The organism is Mycoplasma sp. 1012 (assembly GCF_054343455.1).
The window spans coordinates 20,835-46,445 of record NZ_JBTGVG010000004.1; the positions used below are offsets into that span (position 1 = coordinate 20,835).

Sequence of the window (25,611 nt, forward strand, 5' to 3'; positions counted from 1 at the left end):
ACTAAATAGTGGATATAAATTTTTTAAATTTTGTTATCAACAATCTTTTTTATTTTACTTTTTTCTTTTGATGAATTAGAATATTCCAACATAGAAATAATTAAAATATTGAAAGCAGCAGGGAAAATAGTAAAATGAAACGGGATTTGTAAAACAAATAAACCAATTTTAAGTATAGCTATAAATAAAACACTCATTAATATAACAAAAACAATGAAAACTATTACAGCATAAGTGATTAATATTATTTTTTTGTTTTTTACATTTAAATTTAGATTCAAATTTTCTTTTTTGTAAATTAAAAAATAAAATAGCATAGTAAAAAATATAAAAATAATTTTTTTACTAAAACCTAATTTGGCATTTTTAATAAGCAAAAACTTATAGATAATGAAAATTAGGTAATTAAATAAAGTATAGTAAATTATACAAAGACTTAATACAAATTGTCATCCTCCATCTAAATAATGCAAATGCATTTCACTAAATGTTATAAATAAAATTAGAAAAAATATAAATATTGTTAACATTAAATTTGAAAGAAAACCTAATGCTAAAATTTTCTTTTTATCTTGGAACATAAATCTCCTGTTTGTTCATTTAATTATATACAACCATAATGTATATACAATATAATTATTTCACTTTATGAATATATTTGAACAAAAAAGAAATAAAAAAACAAAAAAGCTGAATTTTTGTTCTTTTTATTAGTGATTTAATATTTTTTCTATTTTAGTTAAAATAATGAATTTTGATCTGTTTCATTAAGATGTTTTACTATTCCCATTTCTTTTATTTTTTCAAGAAGGGTTTTATTTAAAAGGGTTCTATTTTTTAAGTCTTCAATAGAAGAAAATTCAGACTCTTCTCTCGCTTTTTCAATCGATTTAGCAACAGCTTCACCAAGTCCATCAATTGTAATAAACGGTGGAATTAAGGCGTTGTTTTCATAATCAAGAATTCAATCAGTTGAACTTGATTTTTCTAGATTTACATTAGAAATAGTAAATCCCCTTGCATGCATTTCTTCAGCAATACATAAAATCGGAATTAAATCTTTTTCTTTTACAGATAATTGTTCTTCTTTTTTCTTTGAAAATTCTCTTCTTTTTAATTCTCTTATTTTTTCTTTTATCCCTGTTTTTCCTGATGTTAGTGTTTTTATATCACTAACATCAGCTCTTGTTGTAAAGTAAGTTGCATAATAAGCAAGTGGATAATATAATTTGTAATAAGCGATTCTTCAAGCCATTAAAACATAGGCTGTAGCGTGTGCTTTTGGGAAAAGATACTTAATTTTTTTAAGTGATTCTATATATCAATCTGGAATGTTATGTTTATTTAATAAATCTTCTTCATCTTTAGTTAAAGATTTTCCTTTTCTAACATTTTCCATAATTTTAAAAGATGCTGATGGTTCAACTCCTTTCAAAATTAAAAAACTCATTATATCATCACGACAAGATACTATATCTTTGAAAGTAAGTTTTTTTTCTACTATTAATTCTTCAGCATTTCCTTTTCAAACATCTGTTCCATGAGATAAACCAGAAATAGCAACTAAGTCCGCAAAAGTCTCTGCTTTTGCTACTTTTAACATCCCTCTTACAAAGTTAGTCCCAAACTCCGGAATTCCCATTGCTCCTGTAGTTTCTCCAGAAATATCTTCTGGTAAAATACCTAAAGCCTCTGTGGAAGAAAAAAGGGAAATTATTTTGGGATCTGATTTTGGAATGCTTGTTGCTTTTACTTTAGTTAAATTTTCTAGCATCCTAATTGCTGTAGGATCATCATGGCCAAGTAAATCTAATTTTAATACATTATCATGAATAGAACTAAAATCAAAGTGAGTTGTTTTTCAAGTAGATGAGTCATTATTAGCTGGATAATTAATTGGAGTAAAATCTTCTACATCAAATTCTTTTGGTATTACGATTATCCCACCAGGATGTTGTCCTGTAGTTCTTTTTACTCCTTTAGCTTTTAATGATAAAAATTCCATAAAAGCAGAAGAATAGTTAGCTAAATTTTCTTCTATTTGACTTTTAATATAACCATAAACAGTTTTTTCAGCATTTGTAGAAATAGTTCCCGCTCTAAAAGTGTGGTTTTCTCCAAATAATCTTCTTACTTCATTATGAATATTGATTTGGTATTCACCTGAAAAATTTAAATCTATATCAGGAACTTTATCAGCTTTAAATCCTAAAAAGGTTTCAAAAGGAATTGTTTGTCCTTCTTTTTCAAAAGGAATATTACAGTTAGAACAATTTTTATCTGGTAAGTCAAAACCTGAAAGGTATTTACCATCTTCAAAAAATTCGGATGTTTTACATTTAGAACAAATGTAATGTGGAACAAGTGGATTAACTTCAGTAATTCCTGCCATTGTTGCAACAAGAGAAGAACCAACTGAACCACGAGATCCAACTAAATATCCATCATCAAGTGATTTTCTTACTAGTTTATGACTAATTCAATAAATCGCATCAAAACCATAATTTAAAATAGGATTCAACTCTTTTTCTAATCTATTTTTTACTATGGCTGGTAAATTTTCACCATATTTTTCTTTCGCTGTTTTTCAAACAAGTTTTTCTAAATTTTCTTTTGAATTATCGAAAATAGGAGCATATAATTTGTCTTTAATAACCTGGATTTCTTCGAATTCTTCTGCTAAATTTCTTGAGTTGGAAACCACAATTTCCTTTATGATGTTAAAATCTTCTAAAAAGTCAAATTCTTTAAACATTTCATCAGTTGTTAAAAAGTTTTGTAAAGGATAAATTGGATTTTCTTCTTTATATTTATATAAATAATGTCTTGTCCCACCAAGCCCTTTAGCATTTATATAAATATTATGAAGTATCTTTTGGTTTTTTTCTATATAACGACAATCAGAAACAGCGATAATCTTTTTATTAAATTTTTGAGCTGTATAAACTAAATCTCTTAAACCTTCTTTTATATCTTTAGTAGCTAAAATATTTCTATTATTTCAATGGACAAAATCTCTTAATGGTGGTACAAAAATAACATCATATCTTTGTAATTCTTGTTCAAAAATTTCTGTTGTAGAAAAGAAAAGTTTATCAATTAATCTTGAATTTAAAGTTCCACTAGCTAATAATAAATTCTCACTTTTTTGATATTTATCTATAAAAAGTTTTGGTCCATTGTAAAATGTTTGGACTGATGCGTCTGATATTAATTTAAATAATTCTTTTAAACCTTTTTGATTTTTTGCATAAATAACTACTTCATAACTGAATTTTTTTTCATGAAGTGATTCTAATTCAAAAAATTCTAAATCATAACTAGAAGTAATATTTTTTTGTTCTAGTTCTCTTAAAAAAGAAAGTCAAACTTGAGCTAAAACATTAGCATCATAATCAGCTCTATGAGCTACAGTTGAATCATAACTTATATTTAATCTTGTTGCTAAATTTTCCAATCTAAATTTTTTAGCATCTGGATTAATAATTCTTGCCACTATAAGTGTATCAATAGTTTCAATATCTAATTTTGGTAAATTAAAAACTCTTATTTTTTCATTAACAAAATTTATATCAAAATTAGCATTATGAGCTACAGCGATGGAATTATCTAAAATTTCTCTAATTTTTTTTATTCCTTCTTCTTGTGAAATTGCATTAATTACATCTGTTTCTGTAATGTTTGTAATTTCTGTAATATACTTTGGTAAAGGTTTATTGGGTTTGATAAAAAATTGAATATTTTCCTTTATTTTTCCATGTTCTATGACAACTGCACCAAATTCAATGATTTCGTCATATCTAGGAGATAAACCTGTTGTTTCTAAGTCAAAAACTACATATTTAGCATTCTTTAATACGGAATCTTTTTTTGCATTTATAACAGCATTGTTTTTATATTCGATGGTGTTAAAAGTGGAACCATAAATTGCTTTTATCTTGTGTTTTTTAGATGAATGATAAAATTCAGGAAAGGATTGAACAGAATCAACATCAGCAATACCAATTGCACTGTGATTAAATTTTTTTGCTGCAAGCACATATTCTTCTGCTGTTGATATTCCGTCCATAGCATTCATATTGCTTCTTGCATAAAATTCAACTCTTGTTTCTTTCTCTTTATCGATTCTTTCATCTTTTTTGAGTTCTATAAATTCTATTTTTTTAGCACTAATTACTTTAGTTTTTAAATACTCATCTTTTGTATTAGAACCATATGCAGTTATTGTTTTACCTACTACATATTTTTCCTGTTCTTCTTTTTCTTGATCAGTTTTTGAAAATATTTTAACTTTAATAGCTTCTTCATAATCTGTTATTGTTAAAATTGTTATTCATAAACCGGTTTTAGTTTTTTGAACATCTCTTTTAAAAATTTCACCAGTAACTATAACATTAAATTCTTCACTTTCTAATGCTTCTTTTATAGATAAAGGAGTATAACTTTTATTTTTCATAAAAGAAGTAAAATCCTTTTTGAAACCTATATTATTGCTATTTTCAGTTTGTTTAACACTTTTGAGAAAATCTTGTTTCATTTTTTCTTCTTTGAACATTTCTTCAATTCTTAATTTTTGTGCTTCTTTTTCTTTTTCTTCATCAATTTTAAATTCTACTTTAAAGTTTTCAAAACCTCAGTTTTGCATATATGTTTCTATTTGATTTAATTTTTCAATTTTTGCGTCTAATTCATTTCTAACAAAAATTGTTAAAATATTGCTTTTTGAAAACTCATAATTTTTGTTTTCAAAAAAATCAAATAAATTATTAACTAAAAGAAAAGCATATTCAAAATAATCTTTCACTAAAAATTCTTTTTTGGAATCATCAAAATATTTAATTTTAATTTCAAAATTAAGTTTTGCTTTTCTAACTTTAGAATAAAATTGTCTAAATAATGAAATTTTAACAATGTCTCTAAAATTAAAATAGACTAAATAATAATTACCTTCTCTGCTAACTTGTTCAATTTCGACACCATAAAATTCTTCAGTTGGTTCAAATTCAATTTCTTGACAAAATTTTTTAAATGTTTCGTTCATATAACTCCTTTTATTTATGCTTATTATAAAAAATAATTATACTATCTTTTTTGCTAAAAATTCAAATGAAAAGAGTAAGTTTTTTACAACTTACTCTTATTTTGTTTTCTCTTTGAAATTCAGTGTCAAAGACCTCAAATTGCATAACCAATTAACATTGTTCCTGCATAACTTGGTAATAAAATTGCTGTACTTAATGTATATTCTTCACCTACCATTGGTGGTATAAAAGAAATTAAAATTACGAAAATTATAACTAACATTCCAAAATATAATAATATTTGTTCTCAAATTGGGATTTTAAATTCTTTATACTTATAACCAATTACAAGAATACTAAATATAGTGAGTAAATATTGCATTAAGAACACAATATTACCAGCATTTAGAATTGCATGGAATTTGTCTTCTATTCCTAAAAAATAAGGAATTAGAGTAAAAATAATCATAGATATAGATGCAAAAATAGTACAAAAAATAATGGCATTTTTATAATTATTATTTTTTCCTTTTATTGCTAATGAACTTGGTAAAAATCCATCTTCTGCTAAAGGTACAACTGTTCTTGCATAATAAACTAATGAACTAATTGAAGAAGTTGTTCTGTTAAAAAATAACCCTATTGCAAATAATATAACTCCTGTAATTCCAAAAACTAGTTTGAATAAATTTGAAAAGGAATTTGTAGTATCGTTAAAAGAAACTCCTAAAAAAATTAAATAAAAGATTAAATAAAAACTTAAAATTATTATAAAAATTAAAACTAAAATTTTCTTAAATCTTTTTGTTTCAACATCAGCAGATAGACCTGCTAAACCTTCTAAACCACCAAAAGCATAAATAAAACTTAAAACCGAACCAACTATTACCCCTATAGTTATTTCATCTTGACTTAATAATTTAGATGCAAAATCTAACTGTGTTGCTGAAAGGTAAATTACTATAAATAAACCTGTTATTATTGTTATTCATTTTATAATCGCTGATATAAAAATAAATCATTTTGATATTTTCAAACCCAAAGCACTCACTATTGTAGTTAATAAGAAAAACACAATAGAAACTGCAAGATAAATTTCTTGATGTTCTTTATCAAGTTCGCTCAATAAACCAGAAAAGAACAATGGAGTTGTAGCAGAAAATAAAGGAACTTGAGCAAATTGATTTCATCCTTGGAAAAAGATAAATCATCTTTGTTTTGGGAAAGCTTTTTTTCCATATACATAACTTCCACCAACTTCAGAACCAAAATTTTCTCCACCCCTGGCAAAAGCAAGCATAACAGCACCACAAATAAAGGCTGTTAATACAAAAATAAGCATTCCTCAAAGTCCTTTACTAATAACACCAGCAATTGTTACTATAAAACCAAAACCAACTATATAGTTTAGTCCAAATAGTAAAAACTGCCTTTCTGAAAAGTTATTCTTCAATATTTTTTCCCCTTTCGTTGTTATTAAAATAAACAACTACATAATTATAGAAAAAAAATAAAAATTTTATAAAAAATAAGCTTTCAAATGAAAAAATTGTATTTTTTTGCCCTTTTTCATTATAAAGCTTATAAATTTTCTTTAATTTCTTCTGTAATTTTGAAGTTAATTTTAGCTACTTGATTTAAATTTTCAAAACCATATTTTGTTACAAATTCAAATGCACAATTTTTTGCATCTTTAGTAGCTCCTAATAAAAATTTAAAGTTTCATTTTTGGTTTTGTTCTTCCATTTTTTGTAATAAAAATTCTCTTGCAATAATCGAAGCACAACCAACTTCTAAAAATTTGTCTTCTGCTTTTGTTTCTAACTTTAATTTGGATTTGATAGCTGTAACTTGTAGTGATGAATTCACCAATTTATTAATATATTTATTAATGGAATTTGTTGTAGAAAATTGATCAATAATAACTTCATTTGTTATATATTTTTTTTCTAGTTTATTTATATTTTGTAAATGTAGCAACATTTTTAATTCATTTGCATTTAAAAATTTAGATAAATAATTATATTGTTTTTGACTTAAAAAACTGATTGAAAAGTAGCAATTTTCCTTTATTTTCGGAGTAAGTTCAATAATTTTAGAATCTGTTATTTTTTTGGAATCTTTGATATTTAATAAAGAAATTTTTTCTAAATTTTCTTTAGGAATTAAAACTGCTGCAGCAACTAATGGACTTAAATAATCACCTACTCCAGTTTCATCACAACCTATTTTTTCATTAATCATTTTAAGTTATTTCTGCTTCTTTGTTATTTCTAGATTCTCTTATTTTTTTGCTTTTTTCTTTTTCTTTGCTTGGATCTTTTAAAAATTTTTTAATATAGTGTCCTACACCACCTTCTTTATTGGTTTTTTTCAAGACTACTGTTGCAATTCTTTTAATTCTTTGTTCGCTGTTTCCCATAGCAACTGCAACGTTTGTAACATGAAACATTGAAACGTCATTATAACCATCACCAATACTTATGGTATTATCTACGTCTATATCGTAATATCTCATTAATAAAGAAACAACTTTAGCTTTATTAACTCCAACTGAAGTAATATCAAATACAGGTGTTAAACCTTCTCCTTTTGATCAAGAAGAAAATTCTCCTAAATCTCCGAATTTTCTTTCTAAATAGGTTTTTAATTCATATACATCAGTGGTTTCTTTTACATCAAAAACAATTCCTGTTGGTTTTAAAGGTAATTTATTTAAATTGATTCCTACTGTAAATTTTAAAGAATCACTAAATCCAAAAACCCTCTCCAAAGCCTCATCTCTTTTTTTAAGTTGAACTCAACCCGGCCCTTCAATTGCAATGTTAGAAATTTCTTTTTTTACCCTTTTATCCCCTAAAATATAAAGCATTTCATTTAAATTTAGATAATGAATTTGTGGAATAAAAAAGTCATCTACAGGATTATGAATGTGAGCACCATTATAATTACCAACAACTGTATCTAAATTTAATTTTTCATAAATTGGTTTGGTACTTCTTCATGGACGACCTGTTATTATACAAACTACATGCCCTTGACTTTTTGCTAATTTTATTGCTTCAATTGTATCTGGATGCATTTCTCCGGTTGCTGAATTCGCTAAAACTGTACCATCTAAGTCCAAAGCAAATAAATATCTTTGTTTTTTATTTTTCATTTTTCTCCTAAAAAATATTAATTATTAAAATTCCTATAACCAAACAAAAAAGAACTAAAAATGTTGAATCGAATCTATCCATTATTCCGCCGTGATTAGGCAATAAATTAGAAAAATCTTTTATAGATAAATATCTTTTTATTAATGAAAATAATAAATCTCCAAGAATCGAAGCAATTGGTAAGACCAATGACATTACTAATGAAAAAATTATTTTTTCATTGTTTGCAAAAGGAAAAATGGGACTAAAATATAAACAACAAAAAGTAAAAATTCCAGAAAATAAAACAGAAATTATTGCTCCTTCTCAAGTTTTTTTAGGTGAAATTTTTGGTGCTAATTTTCTTTTAAAAATTTTGTTGCCCAGTAAAGAACCTCCGAATAAACCGAAAGTATCGGAAATTCCTGCAATAAATCCAATTATAAGAACAGCATAAACACTATAAACATTAAAAATAAATAAATATTTTCCGAATAAAGAAATTGAAGAAAGCACTAAATAAATTAATATATAGTTAAAAATATTTTGTGTTTCTTTATCAATAAAACTAATAATTAAAAGCAAAATAAATAAAGAAATTAAAAATATTCCAGTTTCTAAATCTAATGTTAAATAAGAAATTAAATCTTCAAAATGATTTATACCATCTTTAACTATTGATAAGAAATTATCTATAGATAAAAAGTAAGTCATATTTGATAAAACAATTAACGGGATGAATATCAACTTTTTAATTTTAAAATTTTTGAGAATTTCGTATGAACCATAAGAACTTAAAACAATAAAAAAGAGTAAACCAAAAATTCTTCCACCAATTCCCAAAAAATAAATTGAAAAAAAGCTTGGAAATAAAATTAAAAAAATCAATAATACCACAATTGTTCTTACTAAAATTTTATTTTTTAGAAGACAATTTCATTTATTTTCTGTTTTCATAATATTCTTTAGATAGTCATTAAATCTTTTTCTTTTTCATCTGCTATTTTAGAAATTAAATCTATTTTTTTATCAACATTTTGTTGAATAACTTCTAAATATCTTTTTTGCTCATCTTCACTTAATTCTTCATCTTTTTTAACATCTTTATTTATTTCTTGTCTTATTAATCTTATTCCAACTTTAGCTTCTTCAATGGTTTTGGATAAACTTTTGACTAGTTCTCTTCTTCTTTCTGTAGTTAAAGGTGGAAAAGTTAATCTTATTTGATGCCCTTCGTTAACTACTTGAATATTTAAATTATGTGCTACTAATGTTGCATAAACTTCTTTAACGGAGGAAATGTCAAATGGTTTTATTAATAATTGTTGTGGTTGTGGCACTGAAATTGATGCTAATTGTTCAATAGGGGTTAATGTATCGTAATAATTAACTTTTATATATGCTACTAATTGCGGATTTGCTCGTCCTGTAGAGATTTTAGTTAATTGTCTTTCAAAATTATCAATAACTTTTTCTGCTTTTTCTTCAAATTCTAATAAATATAAATCTAATTCCATATTAATTAATTACCTTTGTATGTTTTATTTCTCCTCTTATAGCTCTTAAAATTGAATTTTCTTCATTTATGTTAAAAACTATAAGTTCAATATTATTATCTTTTGCCATAGAAAAGGATGTAGAATCCATTACTTTTAAATTTCTTTCTAAAATTTCATCATATGTTATTTTTTCAAATCATTGTGCATTAGGATTTAATTTTGGATCTGAATCATAAACTCCCGCAACATTATTTTTACCAACTAATATTACATCAGCATTTATTTCTGAAGCGAATAAAGTTGCTGCAGTATCTGTTGTAAAAAATGGTCTTCCTGTTCCTCCAACAAAAATTATTATTTCTTTTTGTGATAAATATTTATCTGTTTTTTCATTAATATAGTATTCTGAAACTCTTTTATCAAAGTTTATAGAAGACAATACTCTTGCAGATAAACCTTCCTGTTCAAAACCTGATTGTAATGCTAAACCATTCATCACAGTTGCAAGCATCCCTATATAATCAGCTCTATTTCTTGAAATTCCGTTTTTTTCAGCAGAAGCACCTCTTCAAAAGTTTCCACCACCAACAACAACAGCAACTTCAATTCCCATTTTAATAACTTCTTTTAATTGTTTTGCAATTTTTTTTACCATATTATTGTCAATTGCTAACCTAGTTTCTTTGTTTGCTAAACTTTCTCCTGAAAGTTTTAACAAAATTCTCTTATATTTATATTCCATTATTCACCAACTTATAATTTATTTATTTAAATTTTAATACTTTTTTAATAAAAAACTAATAAATTATTTAATATATTAAAAAAGAAACTGATTTAATTTTCATTTATTTAAAAAAATAAATAATAAATGATAAAATTTCATAAGGTAAAAACATTAAAACTAGAAAGGCACAATTTAATGACAGAAATTTTTGGAGAAATTTTCGGTTGATTTGGAGTTATTTTTACGGTTGCTTTTGCAGTTCCGCAATTAATAAAAACTTTTAAAGAAAAAAGTGGGAAAGTTAATTTATTAAGTTTCTTTATTTTCTTTTTCGGAGTTACTTTATGATCAATTTATGCTTCTTTACTTGAATTTAAAAAAATTCAATTAGTAGTTGCAAACTTACTTTCTTTAGTCCTTTTAACAATTACTATTAATTTATTTTTAAAGTATAGAGAATCAAAATTTTATAAACCTTTTATTTTCTTATCCACTATATACAATATAGGGGTAATTTGTTTTGCTTCAATCGCATATCACAACGGGTGAAAATTAAATTCTATTGCTGATGCTATTTTTGGAATAGCAGCTGCATCAGGAACTTCTTTTGCTTTTGCACCACAAACATTTATGATTATTAAAACAAGAAATGTTAAAGATTTATCTCTTATTACTTTAATTTTAGGATTTTTAATTAATTTTAGTTGAGAAATTTATTGATTTATCATTGGTTTTTCAACAGGATTAATAACAAAAGTAGATATAATTTACATTTTAATTGTTCAAGCAATTGCTATGATAATTTATACAATACAAATAGTATTATTATTAAAAGAAAAATCAACCAAAATAAAACATAAATAAACTATTTCTTTACACCAAAACCTTTATAAGTAGTTTCTTTATTTTTAATTTTATTATCTTTATGTTCAGATAATGACATAAAGGTTTTTTTATAAAATTTATTATTTAATTTTGTTATTAAATTTTGAATTTTTTTATTTTCTCCTTCTTCTTCAATTATACTTATTTGTGAGAAACTTGCAACTAAATTATTAAAACCACAAGTGATAAATTTAACTGGTTGTTCGTTTCATATTTGATCTAGCATTTTGCTTAAATGATTATAAACAACTTCCTCATTATTTGTTAAATTAGAAAGAGTTAATTTTTTAGATTTTTTTTCTAAATCTGTATAAATTACTAAAAATAAATTTTTTGAAAATAACTGTTTTCTCTGTAAATTAGAACAAATTGTTTTGGAAATATGTTTTATGCTTTCTAGTAAAACTTTTCTTTCTGTAACTCAATTATCAGTATCAAAAGATATTTGTTGTGAAATTCCTTTAGGTTCTTCATGCTTATAATTTACAAAATCATCACCATTATTTTCTAAATTATTTAAAAGGTCAAAATCTCTCTTATGAACCTTTTGATTTGTTTCTAAATCTTTTTTTATTTTCTTATAAAAATCTTCAATAGTATAAATTTTCAAATTTTGAAATTTGATATAGGAAGATTTTCCTATACCATAACATTTATCGATTGATAGCGGTAAAATTTCTTTTTTAATATCTTTTTTCTCTAATGTTTTTAAACCAAATGGTTTAGCTAAATTGGTTGCCATTTTTGCTAAAAATTTATTGTAAGAAACACCAACTGTAATGGGTAAATCTAAAAATTTTTTTACATCATTTTGAATAGAAGAAATCATAAAATTTAAATTGTTATTAAATTTTTTAACTAATTCAGTAGCATCCATAAAACATTCATCAATAGAAATGATTTCAATTTTTTTTGTATATTTTCTTTTTAAAAAATCAAAAAAATTTTCAGATTCTTTTAAATATAAATTATAGTTTGGTTCCACAACAACTATATTTGGAATTATTTCTTTTATTTTTGACAATAATCAAGGAACTTTAGCACCTTTATTTTTTGCTTCATAAGACAATGAAACAACAATAGAGTTTTTTCTATTGTAAGCTATAGCAATTTCTTTTTTTTCTAAAAGTTTATTATTCTTTCTCTCTGCAGACACAAAAAAAGAATCTATATCAATATGTAATATAATCTTTTTATTTGACATTTTATAATGTATTTTATTGTTTCTTTTCTTCTAAAAGAACTATAACGTCTTTTATTTTTGATATTTTCATTAATTCTTCATCTGAAATAGATATTGATAATTCAGTTTCAATATCTGTTATAATTTCCACTAAATCAAGAGAATCAACTCCAATTTCAAAAATATCACTTTCTTCAGTGAATTTTTTATTTGTTATTTTTTTTAATTTTTCAAAAACGAAATCTTTCATAAAATAAATTATATATCATTATTTTCTATATTTAAATGATAATTTTTATAAACTTTTTGATCTTCATTAATCCAAATAAACTCTACTAAAACACTTTTTTTATTTTCATATTTATAATTAAACTTTATATCGCCATAAGATACACCAAGTCTTTTTATAATATCTGTTATAAAAAATGAAATCATTTTATCATTTATTACTGGTTCTCCATTTTCAATTTCAATATAATCATAATATTCTCTTGCATCAACTTCTGGGAAAATATCATTTTCAGTTAAGAAAAATGATTCGTTATTATTTTTAATTTTTTTATTTTTCGAAGTATCTTCACTTTTTAAAGCTAAATATATAACTGGGATAGTTATAGCAATAACAGAAGCAACAGAAAGAGAATAATATAAAATTATTTTTTTCTTTTTAAAGAGAATTTCCTTTATTTTCGACAATTTCTTCTTCATCTTTTTTGTATAATTTTTTTAATCCATCAAGAGTAATTGTAGTATCTAATAAAAATTTAAATTGACTATTTTTTATTAAATAGTGATCCACTTCTGAAATTCTAGGTTCTTTATAGCTAGAAATATAAAATTTTACTTTTCCATCATTTTTATCTAAAAATTTATGTTTAATTTTTTGTTTATAACTCAAAGTGATATCTTCAAAATCTTTATTTATATCAATTTTAATGCGTGGAAATATTTCCCCTGAGAAATTATAGGGAATAATAAAACCTCGCTTAGAATAGCTATTTATGCCCTTTACAGTGGCTTTTTTCTCAAAATCATAATAAGTATTATCTACAATTTTAATTTTTCCTATAACTTTTTTACCGTTAATAAATTCAACTTTATCATTTTTTTCAAAATATAAATTTAGTTTTTCTTGATTTTCAATTGGTAAATTTTCAACAAACTTAGGTTTTAAATTTAAATCTCTTTCTATTAGTTCTTCATTATATGCATCGTTATATGCAACTACATCAAATAATGTTTCGTTGTATTCTCCTAATTTTAGTTTTGTAGGATAAAATACTAAATTGTTATAAAGTAATTTATCATAAGAATTTTGATATTTATCATTTATTGTGTTTGCAAAACTTGAAGTTCTAAGGGCTTTAACTGATTTAAATATAATACTATCATCTACAAAAAAATCTTTTTGTAAAAGTGGATTTTTAACTAATTTTAATTGAGTTACAATTAAAGGATCTTCTTTCTTATTTTCTATTGAACTAATTAAACTTAAAGTTTTAATATCTGAAAAAGTATTTTTTTTAAATTCCAAAAACGGAATTATAAAATTTTCATAAGATTCCTCATTTATCTCTTTAATTACAGAAAAATCTAAAGGTTGGTTATTTAATTGGATACTAAATTCTACTTTCTTTTGATTTCTAGAAAAATATGTAGATTTAATTGAAAATGTATCATCAATAATGTTTCTTTTGATTTCTATAAAATGTCTTTCACCCATTGGTGTATTTTTAGAAATGATTTTACTTTTTTTAACTTCAAAAACTGATTCTATTTCATTTATTTCTTTATACTCAGATAGATGCTGGATATTGTCCATATAAGTAAAATAAGAATCTGTCGATTGCTTTGTTGATATTTTTATAGTATGTACTTTTTGATCAATGTTTTTTAAATCAGTTTTTGTTATTTTCAAGAAATTCTTTTCTTAAAATATAAGAATATTCTGGTTCAATTAAGTCCATTATTTTTTCAAAAATAGAAACTGGTTTTTCAGCAACAATTTTATTTTGATTATTTGGATCTAAATTTATTTCTAAACTTTGTTCTAGTTTTAATTTATTATGCATTAAAATAATTAATTCCATAAATTTTCTTTTCTCTACGAAAGTAATGATTCTATGTAATTTTGCCATGTTTTTTTTCTCCTTTTTTGGGTAATTTTTTAATATTCTACCCATTATAATTTTTAAATATTTTTAAAAAAATCATAAAAAAAGGAAAAAATTAGGAAAAATAGGGCAATTTTCCTAATATTTTTGACACTTTTTGGTTTTTTGAACTAAATATTGAAATTAAATTTTTATATTTCTTATTGATAGTTGTCATATTAAAATGTTTTAATTTAAAACTATAAAAATTATGTTTATTTTTTATCCTGTTAGTTGTTTTAAAATTTGTTTTTTAATTTCAATTCCTTGAATAATTTCAATTATTTTTAGTGAAAATTCCAATGAATAAAAAGCACTTTTAGCGGTTATAATTTTATCAAAATGCACTATGTTTTTGTCTTGGAATTTTTCCCCTTTTTTAGATTCATTTGGAAAACCTACATATTCAGTTTTATCATCAAAAATTTTTGTTTCAAAAAGAGCATTTGGTGCATCACAAATAGCAAAAATTCATTTTTTATTTTCTAAAAAATGATTGACTATATTTAAATTTTTAAAATCTTTTCTTAAATAAGTTGCTCCCTTACCGCCTGGAATAAAAATAGCTGAAAATTCACTTAAATCAATTTCTTTTTTAGTTTGTATTTTTACAATTTTGTGTTGTCCTATATATTCTCTTGATTCGTTATTATTATAAAAAATTATTTCAGAAAAAGTTTTCGCTCTTTCTAAAGTTGTAGTTACAGCAGTTAATTCAAAATCTTGAAAATCATCTTGAACTAAAACAAGTAATTTATTATTCATTTTTCCTTTCTAATCATATGTAACATTTGTAAGTTTTCGTAAATATATTATAAATCATTGCATAGTTTTTTCTAAGTCTGGTTGATTATTTTTAGTTAGAAAAAGTTTAATTTTTCCTAGCTTGTATAAATTATTATAAATTTCTGTTTCATCGGTTGAAGGAGTTAAACCTAAGTCAATAATTTTATTTGGATAATATTCAGAAAGAAGTTTATAACCGAAATTAAAAAAATCTTTTTTTGGTATTATTTCAGGTTTAATTGAACCGATTATAGCTAACTTTATCCCTATTAATTCATCTTGAAATTTAGGTCATAAAATACCAGGAGTATCTAATAATTGTATATCACCTGCATTTATCCACTGTTGTCCTTTTGTTACTCCTGGCATATCTCCAACTTTAGTTTTTGCATTTGAAATTAAATTAATTAATGTAGATTTTCCACTATTAGGAACACCCATAATAAAAACTCTTAATCGTGGTTTTAGTAAACCTTTTGCAGAATCTTTTTTTCTCTTATCTTCCAATCGGTCATTAATAGCTTTTAAAATTATTTTTTTGCTGCTATTTTCTTTTAAATTAACAAAAATTACTTTTGAATTTTCACTATTAAATCTTGATAAAATTTTATTTATTTTACTTCTATCTGACATATCACTTTTTGTAATTACAAACAACCTAGGCTTAGAAGGGGATATTTTATCAAATTCTTCATTGTAACTACTTATTGGAGCTCTACCATCTAAAACAATTAAAAACAAGTCTGCTAAAACTTGTTTTTCTTGTATTTGTTTCATCGCTTTTGCCATATGGCCTGGGAATCATTGAATCATATCAATTATTATAATGTATTTTTAAAAAAATAAGAAAGAAAAATTTCCTAATTTATAGGAAATTTCTGTATATTATTAATCAAACTTGATTTTAATTGAAGGTCCCATTGAAGCAGAAACTGTTAAGTTTAAAATATATGCACCTTTAACAACACTTGGTTTTAATTTTTTAATTAATGAAATTAATGTTTGTGCATTTTCTGCTAATGCTTGTGCACTCATTGAAGTTTTTCCAATTAATGAGTGAACAATACCAGATTTATCTGCTCTATAGTTTGCTTTACCCTTTTTAAGTTCTTCTACAGCTTTTGAAGGTGTAGGAGTAACTGTTCCAGTTTTTGGGTTAGGCATTAATCCTTTTGGTCCAAGTTTTTTACCATATTTACCTAAAACAGGCATCATTTTTGGATCAACTACCATTACATCAAAGTCAAATACATCATTTTTTAAAGCTTCTTCTAATTCACCTGTTGTATAAACTAAATCGGCTCCTGCTTCTTTTGAAGATTTTTGCATATCGGGATTATCTGTTGCTACTAAAACTCTAATATTTTTTCCTGTTCCGTTAGGTAATACAACAGCCCCTCTTAATTGTTGATCTGCTTTTCTTGTATCTAAATTTAATCTAATTGCTAAATCTACTGATGCATCAAATTTTGCATATGAAGTTTTCTTTACTAACTCCATTGCATCTTCTAAAGAATAAACTTTATCTTTTTCTACAAGTTCTCTTGCAGATTGAAGTTTTTTACCAATTTTTCTCATATTAGTTTTCTTCACTTTCTTGTTTTTCTTTTATAACTTCTGCATCTACAAAACCTTTATTTTCTGCAGCAGCTTTTGCATCTTCTTCTAGTTTAGCAGCTGAAGCAGCAGCTTTTGCATTTGCTTTAGCTTGTTTTTCAGCTTCTTTTTTAGCAGCTACAACATCGTCTCAACCTTCAACTAAAACACCCATATTTTTAGCTGTTCCTGCGATTGTTTGCATAGCTTTATCTAATGAGTCTGTGTTTAAATCAACTAATTTGTATTGTGCTATTTCTTTTAATTGTTCTAAAGTAATTGTAGCAACAATTTTAGTTTTAGAATTTGAAGAACCTGATTGAATTTTTGCTGCTTGTTTAATTTTATATGAAGCAGGTGAAGTGAATAATTTAAAATCAAATGATTTATCTTTATATATTGTGATAGCTACAGGAACTGGTTCGCTCCCTCTATCTCTTGTTTGATCGTTAAATTGCTTTGTAAATTCAGGCATAACAATACCTAAACCAGCTAATGCAGGACCAGGTTTAGCTTGTCCAGCATTAAATTGCAATTTAGCAACACGAACTATTTCTTTTGCCATTGCGAGCTTCCTTTCTTTCTCTTGGTGGTAATAACGATTTCTCTTCCACTAAGGCAATATAAATATTGCAATTGAAATTTTACCATATTTTGCTTTTTTAAATTAAAATTTAGTCTAATTTATCTAACTCATCAATTCTTGCTTGATGTCTTCCGCCTTCGTATTTAGTTTCAAAATACTCATCGACCATTTTTTTTGCTTCTTCAAAAGTTGTAAATCTACCACTTAAAGCGATTGCATTTGCGTTATTGTGTAATTTTGCTAAATAAGCATCATTAACATTTGTAATTCTTGCTGCTCTAACTCCTTTGAATCTATTTAAAGCATATGAAATTCCTAGTCCTGTTCCACAAAAACCCATTCCAATATCTGCTTTTTTGCTTTGTAAATATTTTCCAAGTTTTTTACCATATGTAGCATAGGATACTGATTCTACTCCGTTAAAAGGACCTAAATCTTCCACTTCATATCCTTTGGATTTTACATATTCTAAAACTTTTACTTTTAAATCATAACCAGCATGATCGCTTGCGAATGCTACTCTAATTTTTTCCATACTATCTTAATCTTTCCAATGTTTCTACTTTTATAATTTGTGAAGGTTCGTTGCTTCCTTCTCCAAAATTATAAACTTGTTTTATTTTATTAAAAACTTTTTGTGCTTCTTTTAGGGTTAAATTTTTTTGACCAGAAATATTTGCACTTGTTACTCAGCAAGGACCAGTTTTTTCCAAAAACGCCTGTAATCCTTTTTGATTTGGCATTCTAAAACCTTGATTATTAACAATTAAAGTTATATTTCCAGGTCAAAATTTCTTAGCCAATTCCTCTGCTTGTGAATTTCATTCTTGAAATTCTCTTGCTTGGTCTATAGAAGCAACTAAAATTATTATTTTTTTATTTATATCTCTTTGTTTAAGTTCATATAAAAGATCTATTTTTTTTGTTTTGACAGGAATTCCTATACCAACAACTGTATCGGTTGTAGTAATAAATACATCTTTATATTTGTCAATTTCATTCATTAATCAAAATCTTTCAATCATTTATTTTTTCGATCATCTTTTACACCTGAAAAAATTGATTCCATTGCTTTTTTCTCTGAATTTGATAATTTTGGAACATATAATTGTAAGTGAATTTTTAAGTTTCCATAAGAATTATTTTTTGGATTTTTAGAGCCTTTATTTTTTACAGTTAATACATCACCTGATTTATAAGAATTATTCATTCTAATCTCTTCATTTCCATATGGTGTTGGAATTGTGATAAGATTTTCAGAAATAATATCAATTACAGAAACTGGCACAGTTAAATGAATATCATCACCAACTCTTGTGTAATGCGTATGATCTCTAACAGTTATTTCTATATATAAATCTCCATTTTGCCCACCATTTAATCCAGGACCACCATATCCATTTAAAACTACAGATTGCCCTTCTTTAATACCTGCAGGGATAGAAACTGTCAACTCTTTACTTTCTTTTATAATTCCTTTACCAGAACATAATTTACATAATTTTTGAATTCTTTTTCCTTTACCAGAACAATCAGAACAAGTTGCACTATTTTGAATTGCTCCAAAAGGTGTTTTAATAACTTTTGTAACGCTTCCTGTTCCACCACAAGTACTACATTGCTTAATATCTGCTGTAGAATTTGCTCCACTACCATGACAATTATTACATGTGCTATATTTATCAAATTTTCTCTTTATGCTTGTTCCTAAAATTGATTCAAGAAAACTTATTGAATATTCAATTTTATAATCCGAACCGTCTTCTGGATAATTTTCTCTTGATTTTCTTCTGCCAAATCCACCAAAAATATCTCCAAAAAAGTCACTGAATCCACTGAATCCACCAAAATTTCCAAATCCACCAAAGCCTGCTTGTGCATTTGGATCAAAAGCATCATGACCATATTGATCATATTGTGCTCTTTTTTCTGGATTTGATAAAACTTCATATGCTTCATTTACTTCTTTAAATTTCTCTTCTGCATCTGTTTCTTTATTTTTATCTGGGTGATATTTCATAGCTAATTTTCTATAAGCTATTTTTATTTCTTTATCTGTTGCGTTTTTATTTATTTCTAATACTTCATAATAATCTCTTTTTTTCATAAATAAAATTTTAGCACATTTTATATTAGAGTGCTAAAATTTTGTATATTATTATTCGTCTATGTCATCTTTTGATACATCTAAATCTGTATAAACTAAGGTGTGATCGCTAATTTTTAAAATTCAATTTTGTAAGTTATCCTTTGAAGGTTTTTTATCAACTTTTTTCTTTCATTCTTTTTCTTCAATAATATTTTTTTTAAAGACAGAAAATATATCAAATCTTTGAGCGTTAGAAGTTTTTAAATCACCTTTATAAAGGATTTTATCATATGGTTCTGATCATTGTCGAGATCTGCCAAGACTTGTTTCTAAATTTCAATCAAGTAATGTTTTATAACCTGCTTTAATTGTTAAATCAAATGCTTTTGCTCCGTTATTTTCCTTTATATTTGTATCTCCCATAAAGAAAATATCGTTATTTTTGCCATCTTGTAAATCAAATCAATTTAAAACATTTTTTAACTCTTTAGCTTCATTTATTTCAAATTGACCTTGACCGGAATAACCGCTCGCTGCTGGTTCAACACCTCTTTTTTGTCCTGGAGAATCAAAGTGAGAGAATACTACGGTAAAATCATTATGTTTTTGATTTTTAACTCTAAAATGTGCTCCATATGGCGGTCTTGCATAAACGGTTTTTTCTTTTTTATTAAAGTAAGAAGTAAATTCTGGGTTTGGATAAGGAATTCCTAAATAAGGGTTTTTATTGTTTTGATATCCAGCAAATGGAATTGGTTCTAAAAATTTATTTTTATAAACTATACCTATATATTCTTGCTGTGATTCTTTACCTTTACCAAATAATTTAGGACTTAATAAATATTTTCAATCTCCATCAGGATCATATTCTTTTAATTTTTCAATTATTTTAGAAACAGCAAGTTCATTATTTTCATTATCAATTGTAACTTCAGTTAAACCAACTAAGGAAAGATTTTCATGATTAATAATTTTTGCTATTGCTTCATTTTTTCAATCTTGTTTTCCAGTGTGATTTAAAATATTTCAATGACCAATTCTTATTTTATCAAATCATAATTCTTGATTATTATCTGTTTTTTTGTTTAAATCATTATTTTTTTTGTATTCTTTTTGTCCTTTTTCATCGTTACTTGGAATAGAAGAGTTAATATTCTCTTTTGACGGTTGTTCCTGTTGTGTCTGTTTTGTAATAGGTTCTTGATGTGTTTGTTTTGAACCACATGAAGTAAAAACTAAAGGTAAAGAAAGAAAAGAAAATCATTTAATTCATTTTTTCATTTTATCTATTTATAAATAATTCTATTTGAAAACTTGAAATGTATTCTTCTTTAGCAGAAAATAAATCGTAATAAAAGGAAATAAAATTTTCTTCTCTTTCTAATTTTGTCATTTTATAAATGAAATCTAACTCACCATATTCAGTTTTAAAAGGACATACTTTTTCTTTATTTAACTCTAAATTAACAGTTGCATGACTTTGAAAAATATTAACTTTGTTTTTTGAAACTTCAATTCTTATAGCAATATTTGTATTTGGATCTTTAAAAATAAATGCATCAAATTCTTCTCATTTATCTAATTCTAAAGGAGAAATAAATTCAATTACTTTTTTATCATCATCCTTGATAATTGTTGAAACAAATTTTATAGTCATTTTTTCAATCTCTCTTTAATAATGTTTTCTCCAAATAAATAAATACTTTTTGCTAATTCTGGTCCATGTTGTTCAAGAGTGGAAGCAATTCTAATTGGTAAAAATAAATTCTTTCCAGATAATTTTGTTTGTTCTTTTGTTAAATCTATTGCTTTTTGAATATTATCAATTGAAAAATTTAAATTATTTAAATGACTGTAAAAAACAAAAATAACTTCTAAATTTATAGGGTTTTCCTTTATAAATGTTTCTGTTAAATCTTTTGGAAACTTGTAAATTCTTAAATTATTTTTAATTTCATTTAAAGTAGCAGCACTTTGTTTATATGTTTCTACAAATAATTCATTTCAATCAGAATCACTATTTAGTTGTAATTGTTCTTTTAAAATAGTGTTGCTTTGATTTTTCATATATTGTTTAGAAAATCATTCCATTTTCTTAATATCAAATTTTGAAGGAGATTTAGACAATCTATTTTCATCAAATTTTTCAATTAATTCTTTGTGACTTAAGATTTCCTGTGCATCTTCACTTGTTCATCCAAGTAATGCTAAGAAGTTAAAAATAGCTTCAGAAATATAACCTTCATTTTTATAATCTTCAATAAACTGTTTTAAACTTAAATCTCTTTTAGAAAGTTTTTTTCCTTCCATATTAGTAATTATTGTTAAGTGTCCAAATTTTGGTGTTTCTCAACCAAAAGCATCATATACCGCAAGTTGTTTAGGTGTATTTGTAATATGTTCTTCACCTCTTAAAACATGGGTGATTTCCATATCATGATCATCAACTACAACTGCAAAATTATAAGTTGGAAATCCATCAGATTTTTTTATTACTCAATCACCAATATCGTTTGAATTTACAGAAATTTGTCCTCTTACAATATCATTTCAAGCGTAATCTTTGTTAGGTTTAAGAGCTAATCTTACTGAATATTCTTTATTTTTATCTCTTGTTTCTTTTTCTTCTTCAGAAATTTTTAGCCAATTTCTATCGTATCTAAAGCTGAAAATCCCTTGTTTTTCTTGTTCTTGTCTTTGTTTATCTAACTCTTCTGAAGTATCATATGCTTTATAAGCAAGGTTTTTAGAAATTAATCAATCTACTAATTCATTGTATCTATCAAGTTTTTCACTTTGTCTGTATTTTCCGTATTTTGAATTAGGATTTATTGGTGATTCATCTGGAATAATACCTAATCATTTCAGATTATTTAATTGTGATTCTTCTCCTCCTTCAACATTTCTCGAAACATCAGTATCTTCAATTCTTAAAACAAATTCTCCACTATAATGCTTAGCAAATAAGTATGAAAATAAAGCTGTTCTTGCTCCACCTATATGGAGATATCCTGTTGGACTTGGTGCATATCTAGTTCTTATTTTTTTCATTGTTTCTCCTTAGTTATTAATTTATAAATAATTATATTTTATTTTTTTAAAAATTGAATAAATGCAATAAAACTTCTTTATTTATTTTCAAGATAAAAGCAAACTTCCTTTTTGAAAGTTTGCTAATTTTGTTTAATTATTTCAATTCTTATTTAAATAAAAATTTATTGAATATCAAAGAATAAAAGGATAAAAATCTTTATCATTTTTATAAATTTTTGTATCATTAACTTTTATGTAAGATTTTCCAAAGTATAGTCTATTATAAAATCAAAAAGTACAAGTTATTATATTAATAAATTTTTCTTTTTCATCTTTTATTTTTTCATTAAAATCTATTTTGTTTTGATCTATATAATTTAAAAGTTTAAAAGAAATATTTTCCTCTTTTTTGTAAAATTCAACGACTTCATTTTCTTCAAAATAAAAATCTTTACTTAAATATTTTTCAAAATAAACTAAGTCATTTTGATTTACTTCAATTTGATCTCAGTTTGCTTTTTTCTTTTCTTTTTTTAATTTTATTTTATAAACTATAAATGAAATAAAAGTTAAAAACAAAATATAAGCAATAGAAACAATAAATAATATAACATTGATATTAAAAGTTTTAGAATTAAAAAAATCAATAATCAAAAAACCTATTCCAAATATTAAACAAATAATTTCAAAAAATAAATAGATAATATCAAAATAAGAAATTTTTTTATTTGTAATAAGAAATTTTTTTCATAATTTTAAATCTACATTTTTTAAATTAATTATGTTCTTATATCTAATAAAAGTGATTGAAATTGTTAAAATTGTTGCTAAAAGAATTGCTAAGAAAGTTATTATATAAGCTATCATTTTTCTCCTTTTTTAATTATAACTATTCTGTTTTTTTGATTAATATCTTTTTTTATTTCTATATTTAAATTTTCAAGAGACTTAAAATAATCTAAATTTCAATCTGAAATTTCAAATATAAGAATTCCTTCCTTTTTTAAAAAAGATTTACCATCATTAATAATTTTTTTATAAAAGTAATTTCCATCTTCTTTTGCAAATAATGCATTGTGATTTTCTCATTCTAAAACAGAGTGATCCAGTTTTATATTTTCAGGTATATATGGGGGATTAGAAATAATTAAATCATACTTTTGATTGGAATCTAATTTTTTAAATAGATTAGATTTAATTACTTTAATTTTTGACGAAAATAAGTGATTTTCCTTTATATTAGTCAAAATTTTACTTATTGCTTTTTCATCATTATCAACTAAAGTTACTTCACAACCTATCTTATCAAAAATAGTTAATCCTATAAAGCCAGAACCTGCACACATATCTAAAACTTTAGAATTTTTATTCAAAAATTTTAAAGATTCATTAATAACTTCTTCTGTTTCATATCTTGGGATTAAAACCTTATCTTCTGTAATTAAAAATTTTAGTCTGTCCATTTGAACAAAACCAATAATTTGTTGAATAGGCATTGAAGTTTTTAATTTATTTTCTTCTTCATTAGTAATTATTAATGGTAAATTATTTCTTATTTTTTCTCGTAATAAAGCTTCTCTTCTTTTATTCAAGTCCTGCATTTTGAATCTTTTCTGCTTGTTCTTCCGCTAATAAAGCTTCGATAATTGGATTTAATTGACCTGCTACAACATTTTTTAAAGATGTAGAAAAACCAATTCTATGATCTGTTATTCTATCTTGTGGATAATTATAAGTTCTTATTTTTTCACTTCTTGCACCAGAACCGGCTAATTTTCTAAAAGCACCTTCTACTTCTTGTTTTTTTCTAATTTCTAAGTCATAAAGTCTTGATTTTAAAATTTTCATTGCTAATTCTCTGTTGGCTATTTGGCTTCTTCCATCTTGAGAAGTAGCAATAACACCTGTAGGAATGTGTATTATTCTTACAGCAGAATCTGTTGTATTAACAGATTGACCACCTGCACCAGAAGATCTAAAAGTATCTACTCTAATATCACTTGGATTAATTTCAATTTCAACATCTTCATCTGCTTCAGGCATTACAGTAACTGTTGCAGTTGAAGTGTGAACTCTACCTTGAGTTTCAGTTTCTGGAATTCTTTGAACCCTATGAACTCCTGACTCAAACTTAAGTTTTGAATATGCTTTTTCACCACTAATTGAAAAAACTATTTGAGTAAAACCTCCAGCTACAGCAAATGTAGAATCAAGAACCTTTACTGTCATATCATTTGAATCAGCTCATTTATTGTACATTTTAAAAAGGTCACCAGCAAAAATGTTTGCTTCATCGCCGCCAGCTGCCCCTCTTATTTCCATAATAACGTTTCTTTCATCATTTTCATCTTTTGGCAATAATAAAATAATAAGTTCTTTTTCTAAAATAGGCATTTGCTCTTCACAGTTTGTTATTTCAGATTTAGCAAAAGCAATAATTTCTGCATCTTTTTCTGCAAGAAGAAATTTAGCTTCTTTTATAGTGTTTTCAAATGCTAAATATTTGTCAAATGTTTCTACTATGTCTTTGATTGAAGAAATTTCTTTAACAATTTGAGTGTATTTTTTTATATCACTCATTGTTTTTTCATCTAATAAAATTTTATTTAATTCATTATATTTTTCTTTAATTGAAATTAGTGATTTATACATTGAAGTTTCCATATTAATTTTAATTATATAAGAAAACTGCTTTTTTAAAAACTTAAAAGGCGAAAATTTAATTATATTTGTAAAGTTAAAGATTTATTAAAAGTTTTAAAATTTTATTTTACTTTGTAAAAACATTTCCAGTTTTAAACATAAAAAACATTTCTATATAAACAAGAACATAACTTTGGTAAGAAACCAAATTTATGTCCTGCTTAATTGTAAGATCAAGTGCACCACTTTAAAGTAAAATTTAAAGTATGGGAC

Annotated in this window: 27 protein-coding genes; 1 reads left to right on the forward strand and 26 read right to left on the reverse strand. The window is 24.7% G+C overall.

The annotated features are described in order from the left end of the window. Window positions 1-23 precede the first annotated feature (23 nt). The 8 genes from ACXX89_RS01020 to pyrH all read right to left on the reverse strand — a co-directional run bounded on the left by ACXX89_RS01020 (window position 24) and on the right by pyrH (window position 10,402). Window positions 24-581, reverse strand: a complete 558-nt coding sequence (locus ACXX89_RS01020) for a hypothetical protein (RefSeq protein WP_458557329.1) — start codon at window positions 579-581, stop codon at window positions 24-26. Window positions 582-739: 158 nt separating this feature from the next. Further along, window positions 740-5,041 (reverse strand): PolC-type DNA polymerase III, encoded by a 4,302-nt coding sequence (locus ACXX89_RS01025; protein WP_458557330.1) that lies wholly within the window; start codon window positions 5,039-5,041, stop codon window positions 740-742. 83 nt (window positions 5,042-5,124) lie between these two features. Continuing rightward, entirely contained in the window at window positions 5,125-6,474 is a 1,350-nt protein-coding gene (locus ACXX89_RS01030; protein ID WP_458557331.1) for an APC family permease, read from the reverse strand. Between the two features lie 128 nt (window positions 6,475-6,602). Further along, complete coding sequence (locus ACXX89_RS01035) at window positions 6,603-7,265, reverse strand: ribonuclease HIII (RefSeq protein ID WP_458557332.1); 663 nt, start codon at window positions 7,263-7,265, stop codon at window positions 6,603-6,605. Between the two features lies 1 nt (window position 7,266). After that, entirely contained in the window at window positions 7,267-8,181 is a 915-nt protein-coding gene (locus ACXX89_RS01040; RefSeq protein WP_436358911.1) for a Cof-type HAD-IIB family hydrolase, read from the reverse strand. 7 nt (window positions 8,182-8,188) lie between these two features. Continuing rightward, window positions 8,189-9,118, reverse strand: coding sequence for a phosphatidate cytidylyltransferase (locus ACXX89_RS01045; RefSeq protein ID WP_458557333.1), 930 nt, complete (start codon window positions 9,116-9,118; stop codon window positions 8,189-8,191). Between the two features lie 8 nt (window positions 9,119-9,126). Continuing rightward, window positions 9,127-9,678, reverse strand: coding sequence for a ribosome recycling factor (gene frr / locus ACXX89_RS01050; protein WP_458557334.1), 552 nt, complete (start codon window positions 9,676-9,678; stop codon window positions 9,127-9,129). A gap of 1 nt (window position 9,679) precedes the next feature. Continuing rightward, a complete protein-coding gene (gene pyrH / locus ACXX89_RS01055; RefSeq protein WP_458557335.1) occupies window positions 9,680-10,402 on the reverse strand; it encodes a UMP kinase in 723 nt (240 codons plus the stop codon). Between the two features lie 126 nt (window positions 10,403-10,528). On the opposite strand from pyrH, the gene ACXX89_RS01060 reads away from it, so the two are divergent. Then, a complete protein-coding gene (locus tag ACXX89_RS01060; protein WP_458557336.1) occupies window positions 10,529-11,248 on the forward strand; it encodes a PQ-loop domain-containing transporter in 720 nt (239 codons plus the stop codon). A 1-nt stretch (window position 11,249) separates the two neighbouring features. Here the strand turns inward: ACXX89_RS01060 and ACXX89_RS01065 are convergent, their stop codons facing one another. The 18 genes from ACXX89_RS01065 to prfA all read right to left on the reverse strand — a co-directional run bounded on the left by ACXX89_RS01065 (window position 11,250) and on the right by prfA (window position 25,359). Further along, complete coding sequence (locus tag ACXX89_RS01065) at window positions 11,250-12,473, reverse strand: Y-family DNA polymerase (RefSeq protein WP_458557337.1); 1,224 nt, start codon at window positions 12,471-12,473, stop codon at window positions 11,250-11,252. Between the two features lie 13 nt (window positions 12,474-12,486). Further along, window positions 12,487-12,702, reverse strand: a complete 216-nt coding sequence (locus ACXX89_RS01070; RefSeq protein ID WP_458557338.1) for a phosphopantetheine-binding protein — start codon at window positions 12,700-12,702, stop codon at window positions 12,487-12,489. Window positions 12,703-12,710: 8 nt separating this feature from the next. Next, window positions 12,711-13,148, reverse strand: a complete 438-nt coding sequence (locus ACXX89_RS01075; protein ID WP_458557339.1) for an MHO_1590 family protein — start codon at window positions 13,146-13,148, stop codon at window positions 12,711-12,713. Further along, complete coding sequence (locus ACXX89_RS01080) at window positions 13,120-14,274, reverse strand: MHO_1580 family protein (RefSeq protein WP_458557351.1); 1,155 nt, start codon at window positions 14,272-14,274, stop codon at window positions 13,120-13,122. The genes ACXX89_RS01075 and ACXX89_RS01080 overlap by 29 nt, the downstream gene beginning before the upstream one ends. Continuing rightward, a complete protein-coding gene (locus ACXX89_RS01085; RefSeq protein ID WP_436358902.1) occupies window positions 14,243-14,590 on the reverse strand; it encodes an MG284/MPN403 family protein in 348 nt (115 codons plus the stop codon). Before ACXX89_RS01085 ends, ACXX89_RS01080 begins: the two co-directional genes overlap by 32 nt. 237 nt (window positions 14,591-14,827) lie before the next feature. Beyond that, entirely contained in the window at window positions 14,828-15,370 is a 543-nt protein-coding gene (locus tag ACXX89_RS01090; RefSeq protein WP_458557340.1) for a DJ-1/PfpI family protein, read from the reverse strand. A gap of 9 nt (window positions 15,371-15,379) precedes the next feature. Then, window positions 15,380-16,204 (reverse strand): ribosome biogenesis GTPase YlqF, encoded by an 825-nt coding sequence (gene ylqF, locus ACXX89_RS01095; protein ID WP_458557341.1) that lies wholly within the window; start codon window positions 16,202-16,204, stop codon window positions 15,380-15,382. A gap of 75 nt (window positions 16,205-16,279) precedes the next feature. Next, a complete protein-coding gene (gene rplA, locus ACXX89_RS01100; protein ID WP_458557342.1) occupies window positions 16,280-16,969 on the reverse strand; it encodes a 50S ribosomal protein L1 in 690 nt (229 codons plus the stop codon). 1 nt (window position 16,970) lies between these two features. Beyond that, window positions 16,971-17,552 (reverse strand): 50S ribosomal protein L11, encoded by a 582-nt coding sequence (rplK, locus tag ACXX89_RS01105; RefSeq protein ID WP_436358898.1) that lies wholly within the window; start codon window positions 17,550-17,552, stop codon window positions 16,971-16,973. A 109-nt stretch (window positions 17,553-17,661) separates the two neighbouring features. Further along, complete coding sequence (locus ACXX89_RS01110; protein WP_436358897.1) at window positions 17,662-18,108, reverse strand: RpiB/LacA/LacB family sugar-phosphate isomerase; 447 nt, start codon at window positions 18,106-18,108, stop codon at window positions 17,662-17,664. A 1-nt stretch (window position 18,109) separates the two neighbouring features. Then, window positions 18,110-18,598 (reverse strand): Sua5/YciO/YrdC/YwlC family protein, encoded by a 489-nt coding sequence (locus tag ACXX89_RS01115; protein ID WP_458557343.1) that lies wholly within the window; start codon window positions 18,596-18,598, stop codon window positions 18,110-18,112. After that, window positions 18,577-19,680: a molecular chaperone DnaJ gene (gene dnaJ / locus ACXX89_RS01120; protein WP_458557344.1), complete on the reverse strand. Its 1,104-nt coding sequence runs from the start codon at window positions 19,678-19,680 to the stop codon at window positions 18,577-18,579. Before dnaJ ends, ACXX89_RS01115 begins: the two co-directional genes overlap by 22 nt. Window positions 19,681-19,731: 51 nt before the next feature. Further along, window positions 19,732-20,943, reverse strand: a complete 1,212-nt coding sequence (locus ACXX89_RS01125; RefSeq protein WP_458557345.1) for an endonuclease/exonuclease/phosphatase family protein — start codon at window positions 20,941-20,943, stop codon at window positions 19,732-19,734. 1 nt (window position 20,944) lies between these two features. Continuing rightward, entirely contained in the window at window positions 20,945-21,319 is a 375-nt protein-coding gene (locus ACXX89_RS01130; RefSeq protein WP_458557346.1) for a hypothetical protein, read from the reverse strand. After that, on the reverse strand, window positions 21,310-22,713 hold the full coding sequence (gene gltX / locus ACXX89_RS01135; protein WP_458557347.1) for a glutamate--tRNA ligase: 1,404 nt from the start codon (window positions 22,711-22,713) through the stop codon (window positions 21,310-21,312). Before gltX ends, ACXX89_RS01130 begins: the two co-directional genes overlap by 10 nt. A 132-nt stretch (window positions 22,714-22,845) precedes the next feature. Continuing rightward, complete coding sequence (locus tag ACXX89_RS01140; protein ID WP_458557348.1) at window positions 22,846-23,562, reverse strand: hypothetical protein; 717 nt, start codon at window positions 23,560-23,562, stop codon at window positions 22,846-22,848. Further along, window positions 23,556-24,287 (reverse strand): peptide chain release factor N(5)-glutamine methyltransferase, encoded by a 732-nt coding sequence (locus ACXX89_RS01145; protein WP_458557349.1) that lies wholly within the window; start codon window positions 24,285-24,287, stop codon window positions 23,556-23,558. The genes ACXX89_RS01140 and ACXX89_RS01145 overlap by 7 nt, the downstream gene beginning before the upstream one ends. After that, window positions 24,280-25,359: a peptide chain release factor 1 gene (gene prfA, locus ACXX89_RS01150; RefSeq protein WP_458557350.1), complete on the reverse strand. Its 1,080-nt coding sequence runs from the start codon at window positions 25,357-25,359 to the stop codon at window positions 24,280-24,282. Before prfA ends, ACXX89_RS01145 begins: the two co-directional genes overlap by 8 nt. Between the last annotated feature and the right edge of the window lie 252 nt (window positions 25,360-25,611).